Origin of the sequence: Endozoicomonas sp. SCSIO W0465, assembly GCF_023716865.1 — a bacterium.
Taxonomy (GTDB): Bacteria; Pseudomonadota; Gammaproteobacteria; order Pseudomonadales; family Endozoicomonadaceae; genus Endozoicomonas.
On the sequence record NZ_CP092417.1, the window covers coordinates 1,176,870 to 1,194,232 of the forward strand.

The following is a 17,363-nucleotide window of genomic DNA, read 5'->3' on the forward strand; positions in this document are numbered from 1 at the left end:
ATTTATTTTGAAGGTGGAATGGGTATTATTTTATCATTACACACAAAACCATCAGGGCCATTGCCATCATCCCCAGGGCAATGATTAATCCGGACAAAAGTTCCAAAGCTGATGGGCTGACCATAGAGACATAGCCACGAATACCTGTAAATGCATCCAGAATGGTAATCAGGAGAAAAAGCAATAACAACGCGGTCAACAGTTTGATGTTCCAAAGTCCGAACCGAAATGTTCTGACCATAACAAAACCGGAATCATTGTCTTTGCCAACAAAGTAAGAACCTTTCACAGAGCAGGGATGCTCCCCGGGGTTCTTGCCCTCTACCGCCCCTTCTGGCCAACATCCTGGCCCGCATTGACCAGCACAACCCTTAGAGCAGCCCATTACCGGATCCTGGTTATTTTCACTATATAAGGCCACTGCCTGATCACCACAGGACCGATCACAGGAAGGCTGTTGTAGCGGACCACATTGGGATGGTGTCCCCCGCCTGGCAGGGTAATTCGCGTTGTTGGCATGGTTGGCATGATAGTTGGCATAATAGTCAAGACACAACTGAAAAAAGACCCGGTCATTGTCCGGAAAAATAGCTTTACCACCCACAATCATACCGTGGCCGACTGGTCGGTCACTCTCTTTCCGAACTGTTTTCGTGATTGGGCTTTTCCCTTTTTTTGTGGCTTTCAGCGACCGCCTTCTTCTGGCAACTGGCTGGGACCTTTGTGCGGTCTTGCCAGTTTGCACAAAAACAATCAGCCCAACCATCACACGGGTTCGAAGGCAGTGACTGCTTAATGGTAAATGAGTGGAGCAACTGCTCGACGAGCAGCGCCTTTGCAGCTTATGAGGACGGAATAAAAGAGGATGAAATAAAAAAGGGCGAATAAAGCGTTGTAGAGGATATATACGACGAGACCTTAACGACCGGGCAACACTATCATTTCGCCTGCCTGGATCTTTATCGTGCTCCTGCTCTTCCTGCCCGGCAGGAATTGTTAAAGATCGCCCACGCCTTTCATACCTGGCAATTTTAAGCCCGGTAAAGCCGTTCCGCTTGCCAATAACGGCAACTTCGGAAGCATGGCTCCACCCTGAACGATCGATACCCTCAGCTGCACAAATCCCTGACAGGATTTCAGATTTGCCACCAACACCGGTCGTATTCGATAGCATCGTTAAACCATTGCCGGTCAACGGCCTCCCACTTCATTCCCACTGGCCACCCCGTGGGAAACGATGTTTTCTCACCCATCAGCCGCAACACTTCTTATACTTGCGCCCGCTACCACAGGGGCAGGGGTCATTTCTTCCCACCTTCGGGTGTTGCCTGACCAGCGGCTGTTTATGGTTATTGGGGGAGTTAGACGAAAAGGGCCGTTGCTGATCCGATAACCACTGAGGCAATGCCGGCCTTTTTACATGAGGATTGGGTTTTCTGGCTGGCCAGGGCCTGGTAACACGCTGAACAGCCGCTGGCTCTGCGTTGCTCCCGACTGTTACTCTCTCAGTCGGCTTCTCTTTGGGTCGACTGCTGGTAAAGCTGGCCCAGCCTTGCAACTCAGCTACACAGTCATCAATCAGGGCAAAGCTTTCATAAGAAGGAAACCGCAAGTCACCGGAGTGCTCTTGTAACATGGTACTTAACCGTTCCCTGCCCATAAATGAATCGGTCAGTAAGCCTTTGTCAAACACCTCTAAAACGGCAGCTTCCAGCCCGGCAGCTCCGGCAATGATACAGTTAGAAACCAGCCCGTCCCAGACCGGGTTGCGCTGCTGTTCAAGCCCACCATTAAACAGCTGTTCAAAGTAGCTGACCAGCGCCTCGCGGGACAGAAACCCATGGAAAACCAGAATCGTCAGGCAGGTCAGACAGGAAGACCGAACGTGAGGATGTACGGCTGTATTCTCAATCAACCGCTTCAGCGGCTCTACATGACCACGGTTGCCGATGCCACCTCCGCTATTGTCTTCACCGGCCATTACCGATGCCAGTATTCGTGCCAGGCTCTCACTGACCACATAACCGAGCAGTCGGTTGACCGTCCGGGGGTTAGCAGAAACAATCTGCAGCATCACCGGCAAAGCCTTTGATTCACGGAATTGAGCAAGCAGGTAAAAGGCAAAAAAGACCAGATCCACACGCTGCTCTTCGGGTATCTCATCCCCCTGCCCGGCAACGACTTCCAGGTATTCCAGCAGGCGTGGAATCAATTCTATCCGCTGTTCACTGGCCGCCAGCAGTGCTTCTCCGGGTAGCTCACCCACCACATGGTTTGATAGCCGGTTAATAACATCGTCAATGTTCATGGGCACTTATCCTGTCTCTTGTCGCTATTTTTTAAATAAGCATAGCGTTTAACAGGCGGTAAGCTGTCGCGGAATGCCTATTGATAAAAAAATGGGATAGGGTCACTGCGTACGGCAATAAAATATTTTTCAGAAAGACAATGGTCATTTATAGCCATGAAGAGTACATTGTTTGGCTAAGTAATGATTTAATCAGGCTTGGTAGCTTGCGAAAGTAAGCGAACTTGGAAAAACAGTTCATTGATTTCAGCTTTCTTCGTTGCAGAAAGATGACCGAATTATCGTTTCATAAAAACTCTAACGTTGATGATGAAGGTAAGTCGGTAATGAAACCTCGCCACCCGGCGAGCCAAAGATTGGTAGAGATGGGGGTGGAGTTGGGTTTGTGGAGTCTATGTTCTGATAATGCGTCCACAGACACTTGGCCATACTACCTGCGATAAAACCTGTGAAAGACCCTATTGCGCAACCACCTACGACACTACCGGCACTACCTGAAGCTGCAGCAGGCACGGCTACAAGCACTGCTACCGTCAGGGCTGCAGCCAGAAATACAGCATTACTACTCCTCAGTGAACACGCTCGTCCGAAGCACTGACATTGACACTGATCTGGATTATCCGATTGCTCATTAGCTGTCGTACCACTAACCTGAGACATTTGAACAGACGATGATGTTACTTGCATGTAGCTGACCTCAAACATAATTAATATTGCTGACCCTGAATTTAGAAATAAGTTTCATCATTTTCAGTTATTTGCTCAGTTATCCTTCACGATCAGGCTAAAAAAGACGCGCTGCCTACTCTTGCCCTGTAGCTGTGGATACAGTGTCTGGAAATAATTTCCCGCAAAGTCATAACGATTCTCAACCATTCAAAATTAAGCGGGAGTTTAGGAAAAGACAATAAAGTTGCCAATAGGTTATAGTACGCCGCTAATGATGTTAATTCTCATTTAAGGTAATCATGAGTAAGAAAGTAGCAGTAATAGAAGGTGAAGAGCTTGCGGCAATCGCCAGAAGTTGCCAGAAACTGGTGAACAGCCATCGAACGTTAACTCTTTCCACTCTTTCTCCGGAAGGAAAACCGGAAATCAGCTACACGCCTTACCTGCGCGGGGAGGATGGTACTTTTTATATATTCATCAGTGAGCTGGCTCATCACACCTCCAATCTGCAGGCCAACCCTTTCTGCTCAATCCTGTTTGCAGCCCCGGAGTCAGAAACCAAAAACCTGTTTGCCCGCGAGCGGGTCTTTTTCCACTGCCAGGCGGAAGTACTGCCAAGAGGAACGGAAAGTTGTAACCACTGGCTGGACCTGATTCAGGAAAAGTTTGGTAACACAGTGGAAGTATTGCGCAACCTGCCGGACTTCCACCTTTTTGCCCTGCAGCCTGAAAATGGACAATATACTGTAGGCTTCGGGAAAGCCTTCAAAATCAATGCGGATGGTTCGTTCAGCCATATCGTTATCGATAAGAAAAAGCAGTAACCACAACATATAATTCCATGAATAAACGCATCTTTTGCCCGGGACCCTTCCCGAAATAAAGAGACGTTAAACTGAGGCGCTAATGACCCAGGAAGCGATAGACAGAGGCTTTATGGCCAAAGCTGTCAAGCTGGCCCGCTCAGGTTGGTATACCACCATGCCTAATCCGAGAGTTGGTTGTGTCATTATCGACACCACCGGTCATATTGTTGGAGAAGGCTGGCATGAACGGGCAGGGGAGCCTCATGCCGAAGTGCATGCACTGCGCATGGCCGGTTCCAAGGCCAGGGGAGCCACGGCGTATGTAACGCTGGAACCCTGCAGCCATTTTGGCAGAACCCCGCCTTGTGCAGAGGCACTCAAAGCAGCCGGCATTGCACGGGTGGTTGCTGCGATACGGGATGTAAATCCTTCAGTCGCTGGTAAAGGCATGGCCATGCTTCAGGAAGCGGGGATCGAAACCCGATCCGGTGTTCTTGAAGAGGAAGCACGAGCCCTGAATGAAGGTTTTTTCAAGCGCATGTCCACTGGCCTGCCCTTGGTGAGAGCTAAACTGGCCATGAGTCTGGATGGAAGAACCGCCATGGCCAGCGGCGAATCCCAGTGGATTACCGGCCCCATGGCTCGCAGCGAAGTGCAAAAACTCAGAGCACAGAGTTGTGCAATTATCACGGGTGTAGGCTCGATCCTTAAAGACAACGCTTCTTTGACCGTTCGCCCCGATGAACTGGGTTTAGCCAATGCGGCAGTGATCTGCAAACGTCAGCCCCTGCGAGTGGTTCTGGACTCCACATTGCAAACCCCTGTTGATGCCAACGTTATTTCAGGCACCGGAAATTGTCTGATCGTTACGACTTCACAAAGCAGCCCGACGAAAAAATCCCAGCTTGAGCAAGCGGGCGCAGAAGTACTGATTCTGGATAGTGCCGCCAACAGCACGGATAACAAAGTGAACCTCCGGGCGCTATTAGCCGAGCTTGGCCGAAGGGAGTGCAATGACGTGCTGCTGGAAACCGGGGCTCAGCTCGCTGGCAGTATGATGGCTGAAAATCTGATTGATGAGTTGGTCGTTTTTATGGCCCCGGTTCTGTTGGGTTCAGAAGCAAGACCACTGCTTCACCTGCCCCTGCACAGTATGGCTGAAAAACAGCAGCTTGTTATCAAAGATATTCGAGCCGTTGGTGATGACTGGAAAATCACTGCACGACCAGTCTTGAAATAGCGCCCGCAAGTCTTTTTCAGGATTAGCAAAATAGTGAACGTTGCTGGAAACAGCTGTTAACCCATGATGAAAAAGGTAGAATGGCGTGCTCACAGCCAAATGACTGTCAATAGCCTTGAGCCATTAGACAGCCTTGAGCCATTAGACAGCCTTGAGCTAAAAAATTGTCCTGAAATAACTTCCCTGTTTTCAGTCCCGTGCTTCGTTCGGACTGAGCTTGTCGAAGTCCGCTGGCACCACCCTTCGACAAGCTCAGGGTGAACGGAAATAGGGAAATAATTCAGGGACAATTCCTAATCGTAAGCCACGAGCCGAGCCCGGGCTAAAAAATTGTGCCGGAAACCACCGGGTACCAGAGGGACATTATGCAGCTGAACTCCATCGAAGAACTTCTAGAGGATATTCGCCTTGGTAAGCCGGTCATACTGATGGATGATGAAGACCGTGAGAACGAAGGTGATTTGATCATCGCTGCGGAAAAAATCACCCCGGAAATGGTTAACTTCATGACCCGTGAGGCAAGAGGACTTCTGTGCCTGACACTGACCGGAGACCGCTGTGATTTCCTCGGTCTGCCTCAAATGGTGGGGGCTGCTGACAACCAGTCCGGATACGGCACTCCATTCACGGTGTCCATTGAGGCCGCTGAAGGTGTGACTACCGGCATTTCTGCGCAGGATCGGGCCAGGACCATTTTGACCGCTGTTGACCCCCTTTCACGCCCGGTGGATATTGTCCAGCCCGGCCACATCTTCCCGCTGCGTGCCAAGCCCGGTGGCGTTCTTAGCCGTGCCGGTCACACTGAAGCAGGCTGTGATCTTGCCCGTCTGGCTGGGTTAACGCCTGCAGCGGCGATTATTGAGATCATGAATGAAGATGGCTCAATGGCCCGACGCCCTGATCTGGAAGCCTTTGCCGAAAAGCACGACCTGAGAATTGGTACGATTGCCGACCTGATCCACTACCGGATTCTTCATGAAAAAACCGTCGAAAAGGTTGAGCAGCGAGTCATCAATACCGATTTTGGCCAGTTCGATCTTTCGGTTTATCAGGACAGTATCAGCGACTGCAAACACCTGGCACTCAGCAAAGGCTATATTACCCCGGACTCTCCGACACTGGTTCGTGTCCATGCCATGGAACCGTTCCGTGACTTTCTGGCGGCCCATAGTGAAGGGACCCGCCCAGGCTGGTCGCTTCATAAGGCCATGGCCAAAGTAGCAGAAGAGGGTTCCGGCGTTGTTGTGCTGCTCGATTCCGGCAGTCATCAGGATCTGGGAGTGGCCCTGGAACGCTTTATCGATGCCAACGAGCGCACGCCTTCTGATGGCATGTCCAGAGCCTATCAAGCCATTGGTACCGGCTCACAGATTCTGCGGGACCTGGGCGTTGGTAAAATGCGCCTGTTGAGTTCACCAATCCGCTTTGCGGCACTTTCCGGATTTGATCTGGAAGTTGTAGAGTATCTGCCATTCGGTGAGTAATCCGATGGTAATGTCCTCTCAGTAGGGTAAAGCAATCACGATGGGCGATATCAGGTCATATAAACTGATCCGATATCGCCCATCTTTATTTAATGCAATAATTGTCTTTGCCATTACCATTGGTTGGTGCACTTTTTGGTCAGTACCCTTTTGGGTGGAACACCGCACTTTGACTGCGTTGCTAACGAATGTGTTAAAAAGCGGTCTCAGGTTAATCTGGAACATGACATTCTCCCCTTTTATAGACATTGGAGGCTTGAGGTGAGTACCTCGGCAATGAATAATCCACAAGGCGCCCCTTTTCAAAAGAAAAGCCCGGACCGGCTCAACCCATCGGCTCGCAGAAGAGCCCGTCAGCTGGCCCTTCAGGCTTTGTATCAGTGGCAAATTGCCAAATCGCCACTGAACCAGATTGAAGCGCAATTCCGCACCGACAATGATTTCAGCAAAGTGGATGACGGCTACTTCAGCGCCATCATTCACGGTGTTCCCAGCCAGGCTAACCAGCTGGATGAAGCGATGACGGCCGTACTGGACCGCTCATTGAATCAGCTTGACCCGGTTGAGCTTTCAGCTCTGCGCATTGGTTGCTTTGAACTGATGAACCGGAAGGATGTGCCTTACCGGGTTGTGATCAATGAAGCGATTGAACTGGTTAAGCGCTTTGGTGCCCAGGATTCCCATCGCTATATTAACGGTATCCTCGATAAGCTGGCACCGCGCCTGCGTTCTGAGGAAGTGAAAGCGTACCGCAAAAAATAGGCAGATTATTGGATATGCTGCTCACGCCATGGTGGGTGTCACATGGTGGTTGTCAGGCACTGCAAACGACTTGACCGTTTAATGGGGATTTATGGCCACGGGTGCAATGGGTGAGTTCGAGCTGATAAAACGCTACTTTGCTCGCCCCGGGATCTCACAGATTCAAGGACAATATACCAGCAGCATTCTTGGCATTGGTGATGATTGTGCACTGTTTGACATCCCCTCACACATGCAGCTGGCCCAGTCACTGGATACGTTGGTGGAAGGGGTCCACTTCCCCGGGGAGTGCGATCCCTTTGCCCTTGGTTACCGGGCCCTGGCGGTTAGCCTCAGTGATCTCGCCGCCATGGGGGCAGAACCGCACAGTTTTACCCTTGGCCTGACCCTGCCCCGGGTTTCTGAGCTCTGGCTGAAGGAGTTCTCTGAAGGTCTTGCTCAGCTAGCCCAGCGATTTAAAGTCCCCCTGATTGGTGGGGATACCACGAAAGGACCACTGACCCTCTCTCTGCAGGTTCAGGGGCTGATCCCCAAAGGGCAGGCGTTATTACGAAGCGGTGCCCGGTCCGGTGATCTTATCTGTATTACCGGCACACTGGGTGATGCAGCCGGGGCTTTGCCTTCTGTTCTGAACGGCGATACACCGGAAACCTGTGGAGATGACAATCTGAAATTCCTGTTAAATCGCTACTGGTATCCATCCCCTCGTCTATTTGCCGGGCAGTGGCTGCGCCAGGCAGGTGCTACCTCAGCCCTGGATATTTCAGATGGATTGCTGGGTGATCTTGGGCATATCCTCGAAGCCAGCAATGTGGGAGCAGAAATTGCGCCCGAGCTGGTACCCCGGTCTGCAGCCCTTGACCAGTTCCATGATCAGGATACTGCCCTCACCCTGGCCCTGACGGGGGGTGACGATTACGAACTCTGTTTTACTATCCCCCGGTCCCTGGCTCAGGCACTGCCGTCGAAATTGTCAGATGGCTGCCGTATTACCTGTATTGGCCAGATCAATGATGAGCCTGGAATAATAAGAGACCCGCAGGGCAAGCTGCTCACCAAAAAAGCCTACACTCATTTTTGATTTCGGAAAGATTATCAAGCCAATGACACTCTCTAGCAAACAAGCGATAACACCAAGAACAACCTGCTGGAAAAATCCTGTTCACTTTCTCGCCTTTGGTTGCGGCAGCGGGTTGGCACCAAAAGCACCAGGCACCTTCGGCACCATTGCGGCAGTTGCCTTTTACCTGCTACTTGAGGGATTGAGTCTCTGGACATACCTGGGGATTGTGTTGGTTGCTTCCGTGGTGGGTTTCTGGTTGTGCGGACGAACCGCAAAAGACTTGGGTGTGCATGATCATCCAGCCATTGTCTGGGATGAATTCTGCGGTTTCTGGCTAACCATGATTGCCGCCCCGGCAGGATGGCAGTGGATTCTGGTGGGCTTTGTACTGTTCAGGTTGTTTGACATCTGGAAACCATGGCCCATCAGCTGGCTGGACAGGAAAGTACATGGTGGTGTTGGCATTATGGTTGATGACCTGGTGGCTGGCGTTTTTGCTTTTGTATCTCTTCAAACCATTCATTATATCTACCGGATGCTTCCTTAAACACGGCAAACGCTCAGAGTATTGCGGCGTGATGCGGATTGCTGCGGATGATGAGTCTATTGACCCTGGTCCGCCTGTAGTTCTCTCGATCTTTCTGCCTTATTACCATACTCGCTAGAAGCCTCACAGACTGATACAATCCGGTCACGAATTACTTAAGGAGCAGTGAGTGTCTGTTCGTTTTGTTGCAGAGTCTCGCTTACCCACGCCCTATGGCGAATTCATCATGTATGGCTTCGAAGACAGTGGTACGGGCAAGGAGCATTTGGCATTAACCATGGGGGATGTCAGTCAGGGGGGGGCGGTACTTGCCAGGGTTCATTCCGAATGTCTGACCGGTGATGCACTGTTCAGCATGCGTTGTGACTGCGGTCCACAACTTCAGGCCGCCCTGGAGCGTATCGCTGAAGAAGGTCGGGGCGTATTGCTTTATCTCCGCCAGGAAGGCCGAGGCATTGGTCTGTTGAACAAGGTTCGTGCCTATCATCTTCAGGACAGTGGCATGGATACGGTTCAGGCTAATGAAGAACTGGGTTTTGAGCCGGACATGCGCAAGTATGATATGTGCAAAACCATGCTTGATCATCTTGGCGTTTCCAGTCTGAAACTGATGACCAACAATCCACGCAAAGTTGAATCTCTCACCAATCTGGGGATTCAGGTTGCCGAAAGGATTCCTCACCAGACCGGTCAAAATCCTCATAACGAGCGTTATCTCGCCACTAAAGTGTGGAAACTGGGGCACATGTATAACATGGGCCTGAACCAATCAAATAAGGGAGCCATCGGACTCCCTTATTTGATCATGCCGTTACTTTTTTCACCACCGGGCGCAGGAGCAAGGAGACAAGCCGATCATTAGGCCCTTTGCACTGCTTCGCCGTTGCAGCGAAGCTGACTGTTGTTCAGGACCAAACTACACCAAAGCTGCATCTGCTCTCTCACCAAGCTGGAATGACTTACGCTCTATCCGCTCCATTCGGTCACGGACCGAACGAACAATACCATCCTTATCCAGTCCACACTGAGCCAACTGTTCCTTATGGCTCGCCGCTTCAATGTAGATATCAGGGATACCGAGGTTCAGAACAGGAACATTGATTTCCTGCCTCTGCAGGTATTCAATAACGCATGAGCCTGCACCGCCGGTAGTACACCCTTCTTCGATGGTCACCAACAGTTCATGGCTGGCAGTCAGCTCTTTGACCAGCGCGTCATCCAGAGGTTTAACAAACCGCATGTTCGCAACCGTTGCATCCAGTGATCAGCAGCTGCCAGAGCATTCCCCAATAATGTGCCAAATACCAGAAGGGCAACCCGACTTCCCTTGCGACGAATTTCACCTTTACCAATAGGCAAAGGTTCAAGATCGGAGCAGATCTCAGCACCGGGGCCCGTTCCACGCGGATAACGAACCGATGCCGGCCCATCATAAAGAAAACCAGTAGACAGCAACTGTCGGGTTTCATTTTCATCACCCGGCGTCATCACCAGCATATCGGGGATACAACGCAGATAGGCAATGTCATAGCATCCGCCATGGGTCGGGCCATCTTCCCCCACCATTCCCGCACGGTCGATGGCAAAAAGCACGTCCAGCTTCTGAACAGCAACATCATGAATCAGTTGATCATAAGCCCGCTGCAGGAATGTGGAGTAGATGGCAACAACGGGCTTGAGGCCTTCACAGGCCATTCCCGCTGCCAGTGTGACAGAGTGTTGTTCAGCAATCGCCGCATCAAAATAACGCTCTGGAAAATGATCGGCAAAACGAATCAGGTCAGAGCCCTCTTTCATCGCTGGCGTGATACCCATCAACCGCTCATCCGCTGCAGCCATATCATACAACCACTGTCCAAAAACATTGGCGTACTTGGGCTTTTTGGGGGCAACGACCTTCGGAGTCTCTGTTGCCCTGAGGCTCCAGTTTGGTGATGGCATGGTAGCCTATAGGGTCCTGCTCGGCCGGATTGAACCCTTTACCCTTCTGAGTCACCACATGCAAAAACTGAGGGCCTTCCAGGTCTCTCATGTTTTTCAATGTATGAATTAACATTGGCAGGTCATGTCCGTCGATAGGGCCGATATAGTTGAAGCCCATCTCTTCAAACAGCGTTCCGGGAATGACCATTCCCTTGACGTGTTCTTCGGTTCTTCTCGCCAGCTCCCAAGCATGAGGAATGACATTCAGAACCTTTTTACTGCCTTCACGAATGTGGTGGTAAGTCCGGCTGGAAAGCACTTTGGCCAGATAGTTGGAGAGCCCGCCAACACTTCTGGAAATAGACATATCGTTATCATTAAGAATCACCAGCATATTGGGCTTTACATCGGCAGCATGATTCATGGCCTCATAAGCCATACCCGCCGTCATGGCCCCGTCACCAATAACTGCAATAGCCCGTCTGTTTTCACCCTTGGCCCGGGCGGCAATTGCCATGCCAAGAGCCGCACTGATAGACGTGCTGGAATGTCCCACGCCAAAAGTATCGAACGCACTTTCCCCTCTTTTGGGGAAGGCAGCAAGGCCATCCTTTTGTCTCAGGGATGACATTCTATCCCTGCGTCCGGTCAGAATTTTATGCGGATAAGCCTGGTGACCCACATCCCAGACCAGACGGTCTTCCGGTGTATTAAACATATAATGAAGCGCAATGGTCAGCTCTACTACGCCAAGACCGGCACCAAAATGCCCTCCTGTCTGCCCAACGGAGTACAATAAAAACTCCCGCAGCTCCCGTGCTAATTGTGGTAGCTGGGATTCTTCAAGTGCGCGAAGTTGTTCCGGATTATTTACCTGGTCCAGTAACGGAGTATCAGGCAGTGTCTTGGGTATCTCGTGAAACATGTGCTCGTAATAACGTCTGGGCTGTTCTGCCGGCTGGCATTGTACACCCAACCTGACAGGAATAGCATCGCACAATCTCGTTGTGCAGCCTAGCCCGTTGAATTGACCAAGAGGCAGGTTGGTTCCCCGAAGAAACCAACAGCGGTTTTAATAGCTTCTTCGAACAATGTAATCGGCGATCTGGCGAAGAAAATCAGCGGAATGGTCAAACCCGGTAAGGGCACTGATCGCAGAATGGTGAAGCTCTTCTGCATAAGCTCTCGCCTGCTCCAGTCCCATCAGAGAAACGTAAGTTGGTTTATTCAGAGCCATATCCGCTCCCTGGTGCTTACCCAGCGTCTCGGTATCAGCAGTAACGTCCAGAATATCGTCACGGACCTGAAAGGCAAGACCGACTGATCTTGCATAATGATCCAATGACTTCAATTCATCATCCTGCAACGGTCTGGCACACAATGCCCCCATACGCACACTGGCCCGAATCAGAGCACCTGTTTTATGGGTGTGCATCAGCTCAAGCTGCTGCCGGTCCAGAACGCTTCCGGTTGCACACTGGTCCATAGCCTGACCGCCCGCCATACCAGCCAATCCCGAAGCCTGACTGAGGGTGGTCACCAGCTGCAATCGTACACTGTCAGTCAGGGTTGATTCAGGACATAAACGGGCATTACCCAACACCTCAAAGGCCTGACTCTGAAGCGTGTCACCGACCAGGATCGCGGTTGCCTCATCGTATGCCTTGTGGCAAGTTGGCTTCCCCCTGCGCAGGTCATCATCATCCATCGCTGGCAAGTCATCATGAACCAGTGAGTAGGCATGAATTAACTCAACAGCACAGGCGGCAGGGTCTGCTTGCTCTCTCATCCCCCCCAATGCATGACAGGCTGCATAGACCAGTGCTGGCCGAACTCTTTTGCCACCATTAAAGACACTGTATCGCATAGCTTCCAGCAGGAGGGGGCTGACCTTGCTTTCATCAGGCAGGACGGTAGACAGTACATTGTCCACCTGTAAACGACACTGCTCAACAAATATTGATAGCGACACAGGGATTGCCATCTTCACTGCCCTCTATCTACTGACGGCTTTTCTGCTGACGGCTCTCCTTTAGCTGAAGGCTCTGTATTTACAGCATCAAATGGCTCTGTGGTCAGCTCACCATTTTGCTCAAGCAGTTTTTCAACTTTCTGCTCAGCATCGGTTAATGCTTTCTGGCAGCTACGAGTCAGTTTAATGCCCTGTTCAAAGGCCTTCAGAGAGTCTTCCAGGCTCATATCGCCGGATTCCATTTTCTGGACTAATGTCTCCAGCTCGGCCAAGGACTGCTCAAAAGCAAAACTCTCAGAATCCACCATATTTTTTGACATGAATGAGCCTGTTAAAGAAAACATTCATAGCACGCTCCCAACGCGCCATGACGAGAATAGTTGGCAAAAACGATTTCCGCACCCGTTTGACAAACCGCTTCAGACCACCCGCAATGATCAAACCATTATCCCGTTGGCCGATATTGAAAGCAATGCTTTGGCAAGATGATGGACTTTGATAATGGCAGAAGATAAATGGAAAGGAGCCTATCACAACTCGAGGCTGGGCCAGATCCTGATGAAAAAAGGGTATATCTCCCGGCAACAGCTGGATGAAGCCATTCACATATCAGCAAGCCATCACCAACGTCTCGGAGAATTCCTGGTAGAACACCGCATGCTTTCACGATGGCAGTTGCGCAGAGCACTTTCCAGGCAGAGTCAGCTTCGTTTATCCGCCTCGCTGTCAATGGCCCTGCTCACTCCGGTTTACAAACTACTTTCGCAAGAAAGTGCAGAGTCAGTTGATGGCACTCTGGAAGCATTGCTCAAGCCTCTTTTGTTAACAGGTTCTGTTGCTACATTTGAGTTCGATCCTGATTTGTCGACGATTGAAATCAAGCACAATGGCCTGATCCGGCTTCGGATCCCCAGCTCCTTCGGGGAACTGAACTTTGATGGTCTTCGATTGACAACCGATGGCACTAAAAATCATCAGGAGTTGTCCCTTGTCGACATTGAGCTTGCTGATGCCAGGTTATTTATTCGAACAATCCATAACAATCTGGATCCTGCCCTGCCTTAAACATAAAAAGGCCGTTAAAAAACGGCCTTCCATGACTCCTGACTATTCAGTGCAACATTAAATATCAGTCATTGGAGTACGTTTTACCTTAGCTTTATCGGCATTTTCTATCGGGCCAGAACTGTGCTCTGTCCATACATCCGCATCCATGGTTTTATCCAGGAACGGGAATTTACGACGATTGAATACCGGCGTTACACCAGAGGCCACCTGGTCATCAAAGTCCTTTAGAACCTGAACAACGATACTCGACAACAGCAGAATAGCAGTCAGGTTAATCAGCGCCATCACCCCCATGGAAGCGTCGGCAAATGCCCACACGGTTGGCAGGCTACTGCTTGCTCCCCAGACCACCATACCCAAAACAGCAATGCGGTAAGCATTGACCAGCCATTTGTTGTCCATGATGAAGCGCAGGTTTGATTCACCGTAATAGTAGTTGGCAATGATCGAGCTGAAAGCAAACAGCAAAATAGCGGCCGCTACCAGATGCTCACCGATCGGTCCCACCTGACTAACCAGAGCCAGCTGCGTCAACTGGATACCTGTCGTGCTGGAACCGTCCATTGCACCGGACATCAGGATGATAGAAGCGGTTGCCGTGCAGACAATGATCGTGTCCATAAATACACCCAGCATTCCCATCAGACCCTGATTGACAGGGTGGTTGGAGTGTGCAGTTGCAGCAGCATTGGGGGCACTACCCATACCCGCTTCATTGGAGAACAAGCCACGCTTGATGCCCTGCTGCATCGCTTGGGATACCGCGTATCCGGCGCCACCACCGACAGCACTCTCAAGGCCAAAAGCACTCTTGATGATCAGGCTGAAGACCGCTGGCAGCTCTGCGATATTCATAAATACCACGACCAGAGCCACACCCAGATAACCAAAGGCCATGATCGGTACGATCATCTCCGCTACTTTGGCAATGGAACGTATGCCTCCAAAGATGATCAGGGCACTCACCATTGCCAGACCGATGCCAATCGCTTGTGTTGGAATCCCGTAGCCAGTGAATGCTGCTGCAATGGAGTTTGACTGCACGCTGTTAAAGGCGAAGCCAAATGCAATAATCAGGGAAATGGAGAAGATAATACCTAACCAGCGCTGCCCCAGAGCTTTCTCAATGTAGTAAGCCGGACCGCCACGATAAGTACCGTCACCGTTATTGGTCTTATAGAGCTGAGCAAGCACATTCTCTGCAAGACTGGTCGACATGCCCAGAACCGCAATCAGCCACATCCAGAAAACAGCACCAGGTCCCCCCATGGTAATGGCGACTGCAACACCGGCTATGTTGCCAGTACCGATGCGCGCAGCAAGACTGGTACAAAACGCCTGAAACGGAGATACATGAGTGGAACAATCGGTCGCACGACTACCCAGCATGGTTTTCATTGCCAGGGTAAACCGGCGAATCTGGACAAAGCGGGTTTTTACCGTGAAAAGCAGACCTGCACCCAAAAGCAGGTACATTAGAATGCTGCCCCATAGCAGACCATTGATGGAGTCTATTAAGTTATTCATAAAATTTCCGGCGCATTATGTATTACTGATTTTTATTTCAAATAAGAATTTATAATAGTAGTGAATAAACTTTGAGTGTTAAGTGTAAATACCTATTAGTCAGGCTGCGTAAATGTTTTAATCGATCCCGCTGAAAATCTTTGAAAACAAGATGTTAGGTACATAATTCGAATCAAATAATAAAGCATGTGAAATACGTACAAACCAGATGTTAAATAGGTAAAGATAGCGTTCAGCACGATTGAAAGACTGAACAAATCTTTAGACTATTTTTACGATAAAATGGAGCATTCCTTAAAAAAAACTAAAAAATGCCAGCATTTCAGCATAACAAACTGTAAAGCAAGTTTTCAGTAAGAAACAAATTTAGTTTGGTTTCCCGGCACACTTCCAGCATACTTCCAGCGCAATCATGGCAAAACAGAGACTAAAACTTTACTAACAAGATTTTGGTTCCTGAAAATCGCCATTACCAACGCTATCAAGTGAATCACCACACTCCGTTTTAGCAACCCAGACATCCTTATCAATAGTTCTATCCAGAAAAGGAAAGCGACTGCGTTTAAACTCGGGGGAAAGCCCTGATCTTGACTGCAAATCATAATCCCGCAATACCAGCATAACCGGACCACTGAGCAACAGAATGATCACAAGATTAATCAATGCCATAAGCCCCATGGCAAGGTCTGCGACCATCCATACCATCTCGAGGGATGCGATTGAACCCAGAAAGACCAAAAATACGACAATGATACGATAAGCCAGCAACAAATGAGGATTGTTTCGAATAAACAAAAGGTTTGACTCACCGTAGTAATAATTGGCAATAACCGATGTAAAACCAAAAAAGACGACAGCAATGGAGATGAACCACTGCCCCCAGCCTCCGACAATACCACCAAGAGCAGCCTGAGTGAGCTGGATGCCATTCAGCGTACTGCCTGCTTCCAGCTGGCCGGATAACAGCACAATGGCAGCAGTTGCTGTACAGATCACCATTGTATCGATAAAGACGCTGACCATGGATACGATGCCCTGGGTCGCCGGATGGTTTGGTTTGGGTGTTGCTGTTGCTGCAGCATTGGGACCACTGCCCATACCGGCTTCATTGGAGAAAAGGCCTCGCTTGATACCCTGCATCATGGCCTGAGACACAGAATAACCGATAGCACCGCCTGTGGCTGAATGCAGACCAAACGCACTTTCAAAGATCAGCGTAATGACAGCAGGCATTTCATCAAAACGCAAAACCACAACACCAAAGGCAATGAGCAGATAAGTCAGGGCCATTGCGGGAACCACTGACTCGGCAAAACGAACAATCGAGTGTATGCCCCTGAAAATGATAAAGGCAGTCACACCGGCAATGACCAGGCCGACCAACATCGGGCTTACCGCCATATGACCAGAAACGGCCTGGGATACCGAGTTAGCATGAACCGCATTAAAGACAAAACCAAAAGTGGTTAACAACAGAACTGAAAAGAGGATACCCAGCCAGCGCAAACCAAGTGCTTTCTCTATATAGTAGGCAGGGCCTCCACGAAAGGTTCCGTCTTTATTATTCGTCTTATAGAGTTGTGCCAACGTGTTTTCAACAAAACTGGATGCCATTCCCAGCAGGGCAACGACCCACATCCAGAATACAGCACCAGGCCCACCAACAAAGATGGCAATGGCAACTCCGGCCAGGTTACCGGTACCTACGTGTGCGGCCAGGCTGGTACACAGGGCCTGAAAAGACGATATTTCATTACTGGATGTCTTGCGCGACCCCAGCATCAGCTTCCATGCGTGAAAAAAATAACGCAACTGAACAAAGCGACTCCTGACAGTGAAGTAAAGACCTGCACTCAGTAGCAAGTAGATCAGTAAGTATTCCCAAATAACGGTAGTAATCTGTGAAAAGATCGTACTCATTTGAGCCCCAATGATTTTTTACACTTCACAAGAATAGCAGAGGATTTTTAATACATAAGGGGGACTTTCCAGAG

Annotated in this window: 14 protein-coding genes and 3 pseudogenes; 9 read left to right on the forward strand and 8 right to left on the reverse strand. The window is 50.0% G+C overall.

Features of this window, described 5'->3' with window-relative positions:
- Positions 1–25: 25 nt before the first annotated feature.
- The 3 genes and pseudogenes from MJO57_RS05040 to MJO57_RS05045 form a co-directional block, all read right to left on the reverse strand.
- Positions 26–1,174 (reverse strand): hypothetical protein, encoded by a 1,149-nt coding sequence (locus MJO57_RS05040; RefSeq protein WP_252023456.1) that lies wholly within the window; start codon positions 1,172–1,174, stop codon positions 26–28.
- Positions 1,175–1,252: 78 nt separating this feature from the next.
- Positions 1,253–1,330, reverse strand: a pseudogene (locus MJO57_RS33140) (SEC-C metal-binding domain-containing protein); the annotation flags it as partial.
- A gap of 219 nt (positions 1,331–1,549) precedes the next feature.
- Positions 1,550–2,308: pseudogene (locus MJO57_RS05045) on the reverse strand (DUF1186 domain-containing protein); the annotation flags it as partial.
- Between the two features lie 968 nt (positions 2,309–3,276).
- On the opposite strand from MJO57_RS05045, the gene MJO57_RS05050 reads away from it, so the two are divergent.
- From MJO57_RS05050 to ribA, 7 genes are all read left to right on the forward strand, one after another.
- The gene (locus MJO57_RS05050) at positions 3,277–3,801 is read left to right on the forward strand and encodes a HugZ family protein (RefSeq protein ID WP_252023458.1); all 525 of its coding nucleotides are present in this window, start codon (positions 3,277–3,279) and stop codon (positions 3,799–3,801) included.
- A gap of 112 nt (positions 3,802–3,913) precedes the next feature.
- Positions 3,914–5,023: a bifunctional diaminohydroxyphosphoribosylaminopyrimidine deaminase/5-amino-6-(5-phosphoribosylamino)uracil reductase RibD gene (gene ribD / locus MJO57_RS05055; protein WP_252023459.1), complete on the forward strand. Its 1,110-nt coding sequence runs from the start codon at positions 3,914–3,916 to the stop codon at positions 5,021–5,023.
- Positions 5,024–5,388: 365 nt separating this feature from the next.
- Positions 5,389–6,507, forward strand: coding sequence for a bifunctional 3,4-dihydroxy-2-butanone-4-phosphate synthase/GTP cyclohydrolase II (ribBA, locus tag MJO57_RS05060; protein WP_252023460.1), 1,119 nt, complete (start codon positions 5,389–5,391; stop codon positions 6,505–6,507).
- Between the two features lie 276 nt (positions 6,508–6,783).
- Positions 6,784–7,269 carry a transcription antitermination factor NusB gene (nusB, locus tag MJO57_RS05065; protein WP_252023461.1) on the forward strand — a complete coding sequence of 162 codons (486 nt, stop codon included), beginning with the start codon at positions 6,784–6,786 and terminating at the stop codon, positions 7,267–7,269.
- Positions 7,270–7,375: 106 nt separating this feature from the next.
- Entirely contained in the window at positions 7,376–8,350 is a 975-nt protein-coding gene (thiL, locus tag MJO57_RS05070; RefSeq protein ID WP_252023462.1) for a thiamine-phosphate kinase, read from the forward strand.
- 22 nt (positions 8,351–8,372) lie between these two features.
- Entirely contained in the window at positions 8,373–8,879 is a 507-nt protein-coding gene (locus MJO57_RS05075) for a phosphatidylglycerophosphatase A (protein WP_252023463.1), read from the forward strand.
- Positions 8,880–9,048: 169 nt separating this feature from the next.
- Positions 9,049–9,741 (forward strand): GTP cyclohydrolase II, encoded by a 693-nt coding sequence (ribA, locus tag MJO57_RS05080; RefSeq protein ID WP_252023464.1) that lies wholly within the window; start codon positions 9,049–9,051, stop codon positions 9,739–9,741.
- A gap of 54 nt (positions 9,742–9,795) precedes the next feature.
- On the opposite strand, the pseudogene dxs reads toward ribA, so the two are convergent.
- The 3 genes and pseudogenes from dxs to MJO57_RS05095 form a co-directional block, all read right to left on the reverse strand.
- A pseudogene (dxs, locus tag MJO57_RS05085) lies at positions 9,796–11,727 on the reverse strand (1-deoxy-D-xylulose-5-phosphate synthase).
- A 147-nt stretch (positions 11,728–11,874) separates the two neighbouring features.
- On the reverse strand, positions 11,875–12,786 hold the full coding sequence (locus MJO57_RS05090) for a polyprenyl synthetase family protein (RefSeq protein WP_252023465.1): 912 nt from the start codon (positions 12,784–12,786) through the stop codon (positions 11,875–11,877).
- A gap of 2 nt (positions 12,787–12,788) precedes the next feature.
- Positions 12,789–13,082 (reverse strand): exodeoxyribonuclease VII small subunit, encoded by a 294-nt coding sequence (locus MJO57_RS05095; protein WP_305881921.1) that lies wholly within the window; start codon positions 13,080–13,082, stop codon positions 12,789–12,791.
- A gap of 10 nt (positions 13,083–13,092) precedes the next feature.
- Between MJO57_RS05095 and MJO57_RS05100 the strand changes: the two genes are divergently transcribed.
- A complete protein-coding gene (locus MJO57_RS05100) occupies positions 13,093–13,263 on the forward strand; it encodes a hypothetical protein (RefSeq protein ID WP_252023467.1) in 171 nt (56 codons plus the stop codon).
- Between the two features lie 12 nt (positions 13,264–13,275).
- Positions 13,276–13,839, forward strand: coding sequence for a hypothetical protein (locus MJO57_RS05105; RefSeq protein ID WP_252023468.1), 564 nt, complete (start codon positions 13,276–13,278; stop codon positions 13,837–13,839).
- Between the two features lie 57 nt (positions 13,840–13,896).
- On the opposite strand, the gene MJO57_RS05110 is transcribed toward MJO57_RS05105, so the two are convergent.
- Together MJO57_RS05110 and MJO57_RS05115 are read right to left on the reverse strand one after the other, a co-directional pair.
- A complete protein-coding gene (locus MJO57_RS05110) occupies positions 13,897–15,369 on the reverse strand; it encodes a sodium:alanine symporter family protein (RefSeq protein WP_252023469.1) in 1,473 nt (490 codons plus the stop codon).
- Positions 15,370–15,807: 438 nt separating this feature from the next.
- Positions 15,808–17,289 carry a sodium:alanine symporter family protein gene (locus MJO57_RS05115; RefSeq protein WP_252023470.1) on the reverse strand — a complete coding sequence of 494 codons (1,482 nt, stop codon included), beginning with the start codon at positions 17,287–17,289 and terminating at the stop codon, positions 15,808–15,810.
- Between the last annotated feature and the right edge of the window lie 74 nt (positions 17,290–17,363).

Coding starts and splice junctions, on each gene's coding strand:
- MJO57_RS05040 (WP_252023456.1), bottom strand. CDS start 1,174: ATGCTATCGAATACGACCGGTGTTGGTGGCAAATCTGAAATCCTGTCA.
- MJO57_RS05050 (WP_252023458.1), top strand. CDS start 3,277: ATGAGTAAGAAAGTAGCAGTAATAGAAGGTGAAGAGCTTGCGGCAATC.
- ribD (WP_252023459.1), top strand. CDS start 3,914: ATGGCCAAAGCTGTCAAGCTGGCCCGCTCAGGTTGGTATACCACCATG.
- ribBA (WP_252023460.1), top strand. CDS start 5,389: ATGCAGCTGAACTCCATCGAAGAACTTCTAGAGGATATTCGCCTTGGT.
- nusB (WP_252023461.1), top strand. CDS start 6,784: ATGAATAATCCACAAGGCGCCCCTTTTCAAAAGAAAAGCCCGGACCGG.
- thiL (WP_252023462.1), top strand. CDS start 7,376: ATGGGTGAGTTCGAGCTGATAAAACGCTACTTTGCTCGCCCCGGGATC.
- MJO57_RS05075 (WP_252023463.1), top strand. CDS start 8,373: ATGACACTCTCTAGCAAACAAGCGATAACACCAAGAACAACCTGCTGG.
- MJO57_RS05090 (WP_252023465.1), bottom strand. CDS start 12,786: ATGGCAATCCCTGTGTCGCTATCAATATTTGTTGAGCAGTGTCGTTTA.
- MJO57_RS05095 (WP_305881921.1), bottom strand. CDS start 13,082: ATGGTGGATTCTGAGAGTTTTGCTTTTGAGCAGTCCTTGGCCGAGCTG.
- MJO57_RS05100 (WP_252023467.1), top strand. CDS start 13,093: ATGAATGAGCCTGTTAAAGAAAACATTCATAGCACGCTCCCAACGCGC.
- MJO57_RS05105 (WP_252023468.1), top strand. CDS start 13,276: ATGGCAGAAGATAAATGGAAAGGAGCCTATCACAACTCGAGGCTGGGC.
- MJO57_RS05110 (WP_252023469.1), bottom strand. CDS start 15,369: ATGAATAACTTAATAGACTCCATCAATGGTCTGCTATGGGGCAGCATT.
- MJO57_RS05115 (WP_252023470.1), bottom strand. CDS start 17,289: ATGAGTACGATCTTTTCACAGATTACTACCGTTATTTGGGAATACTTA.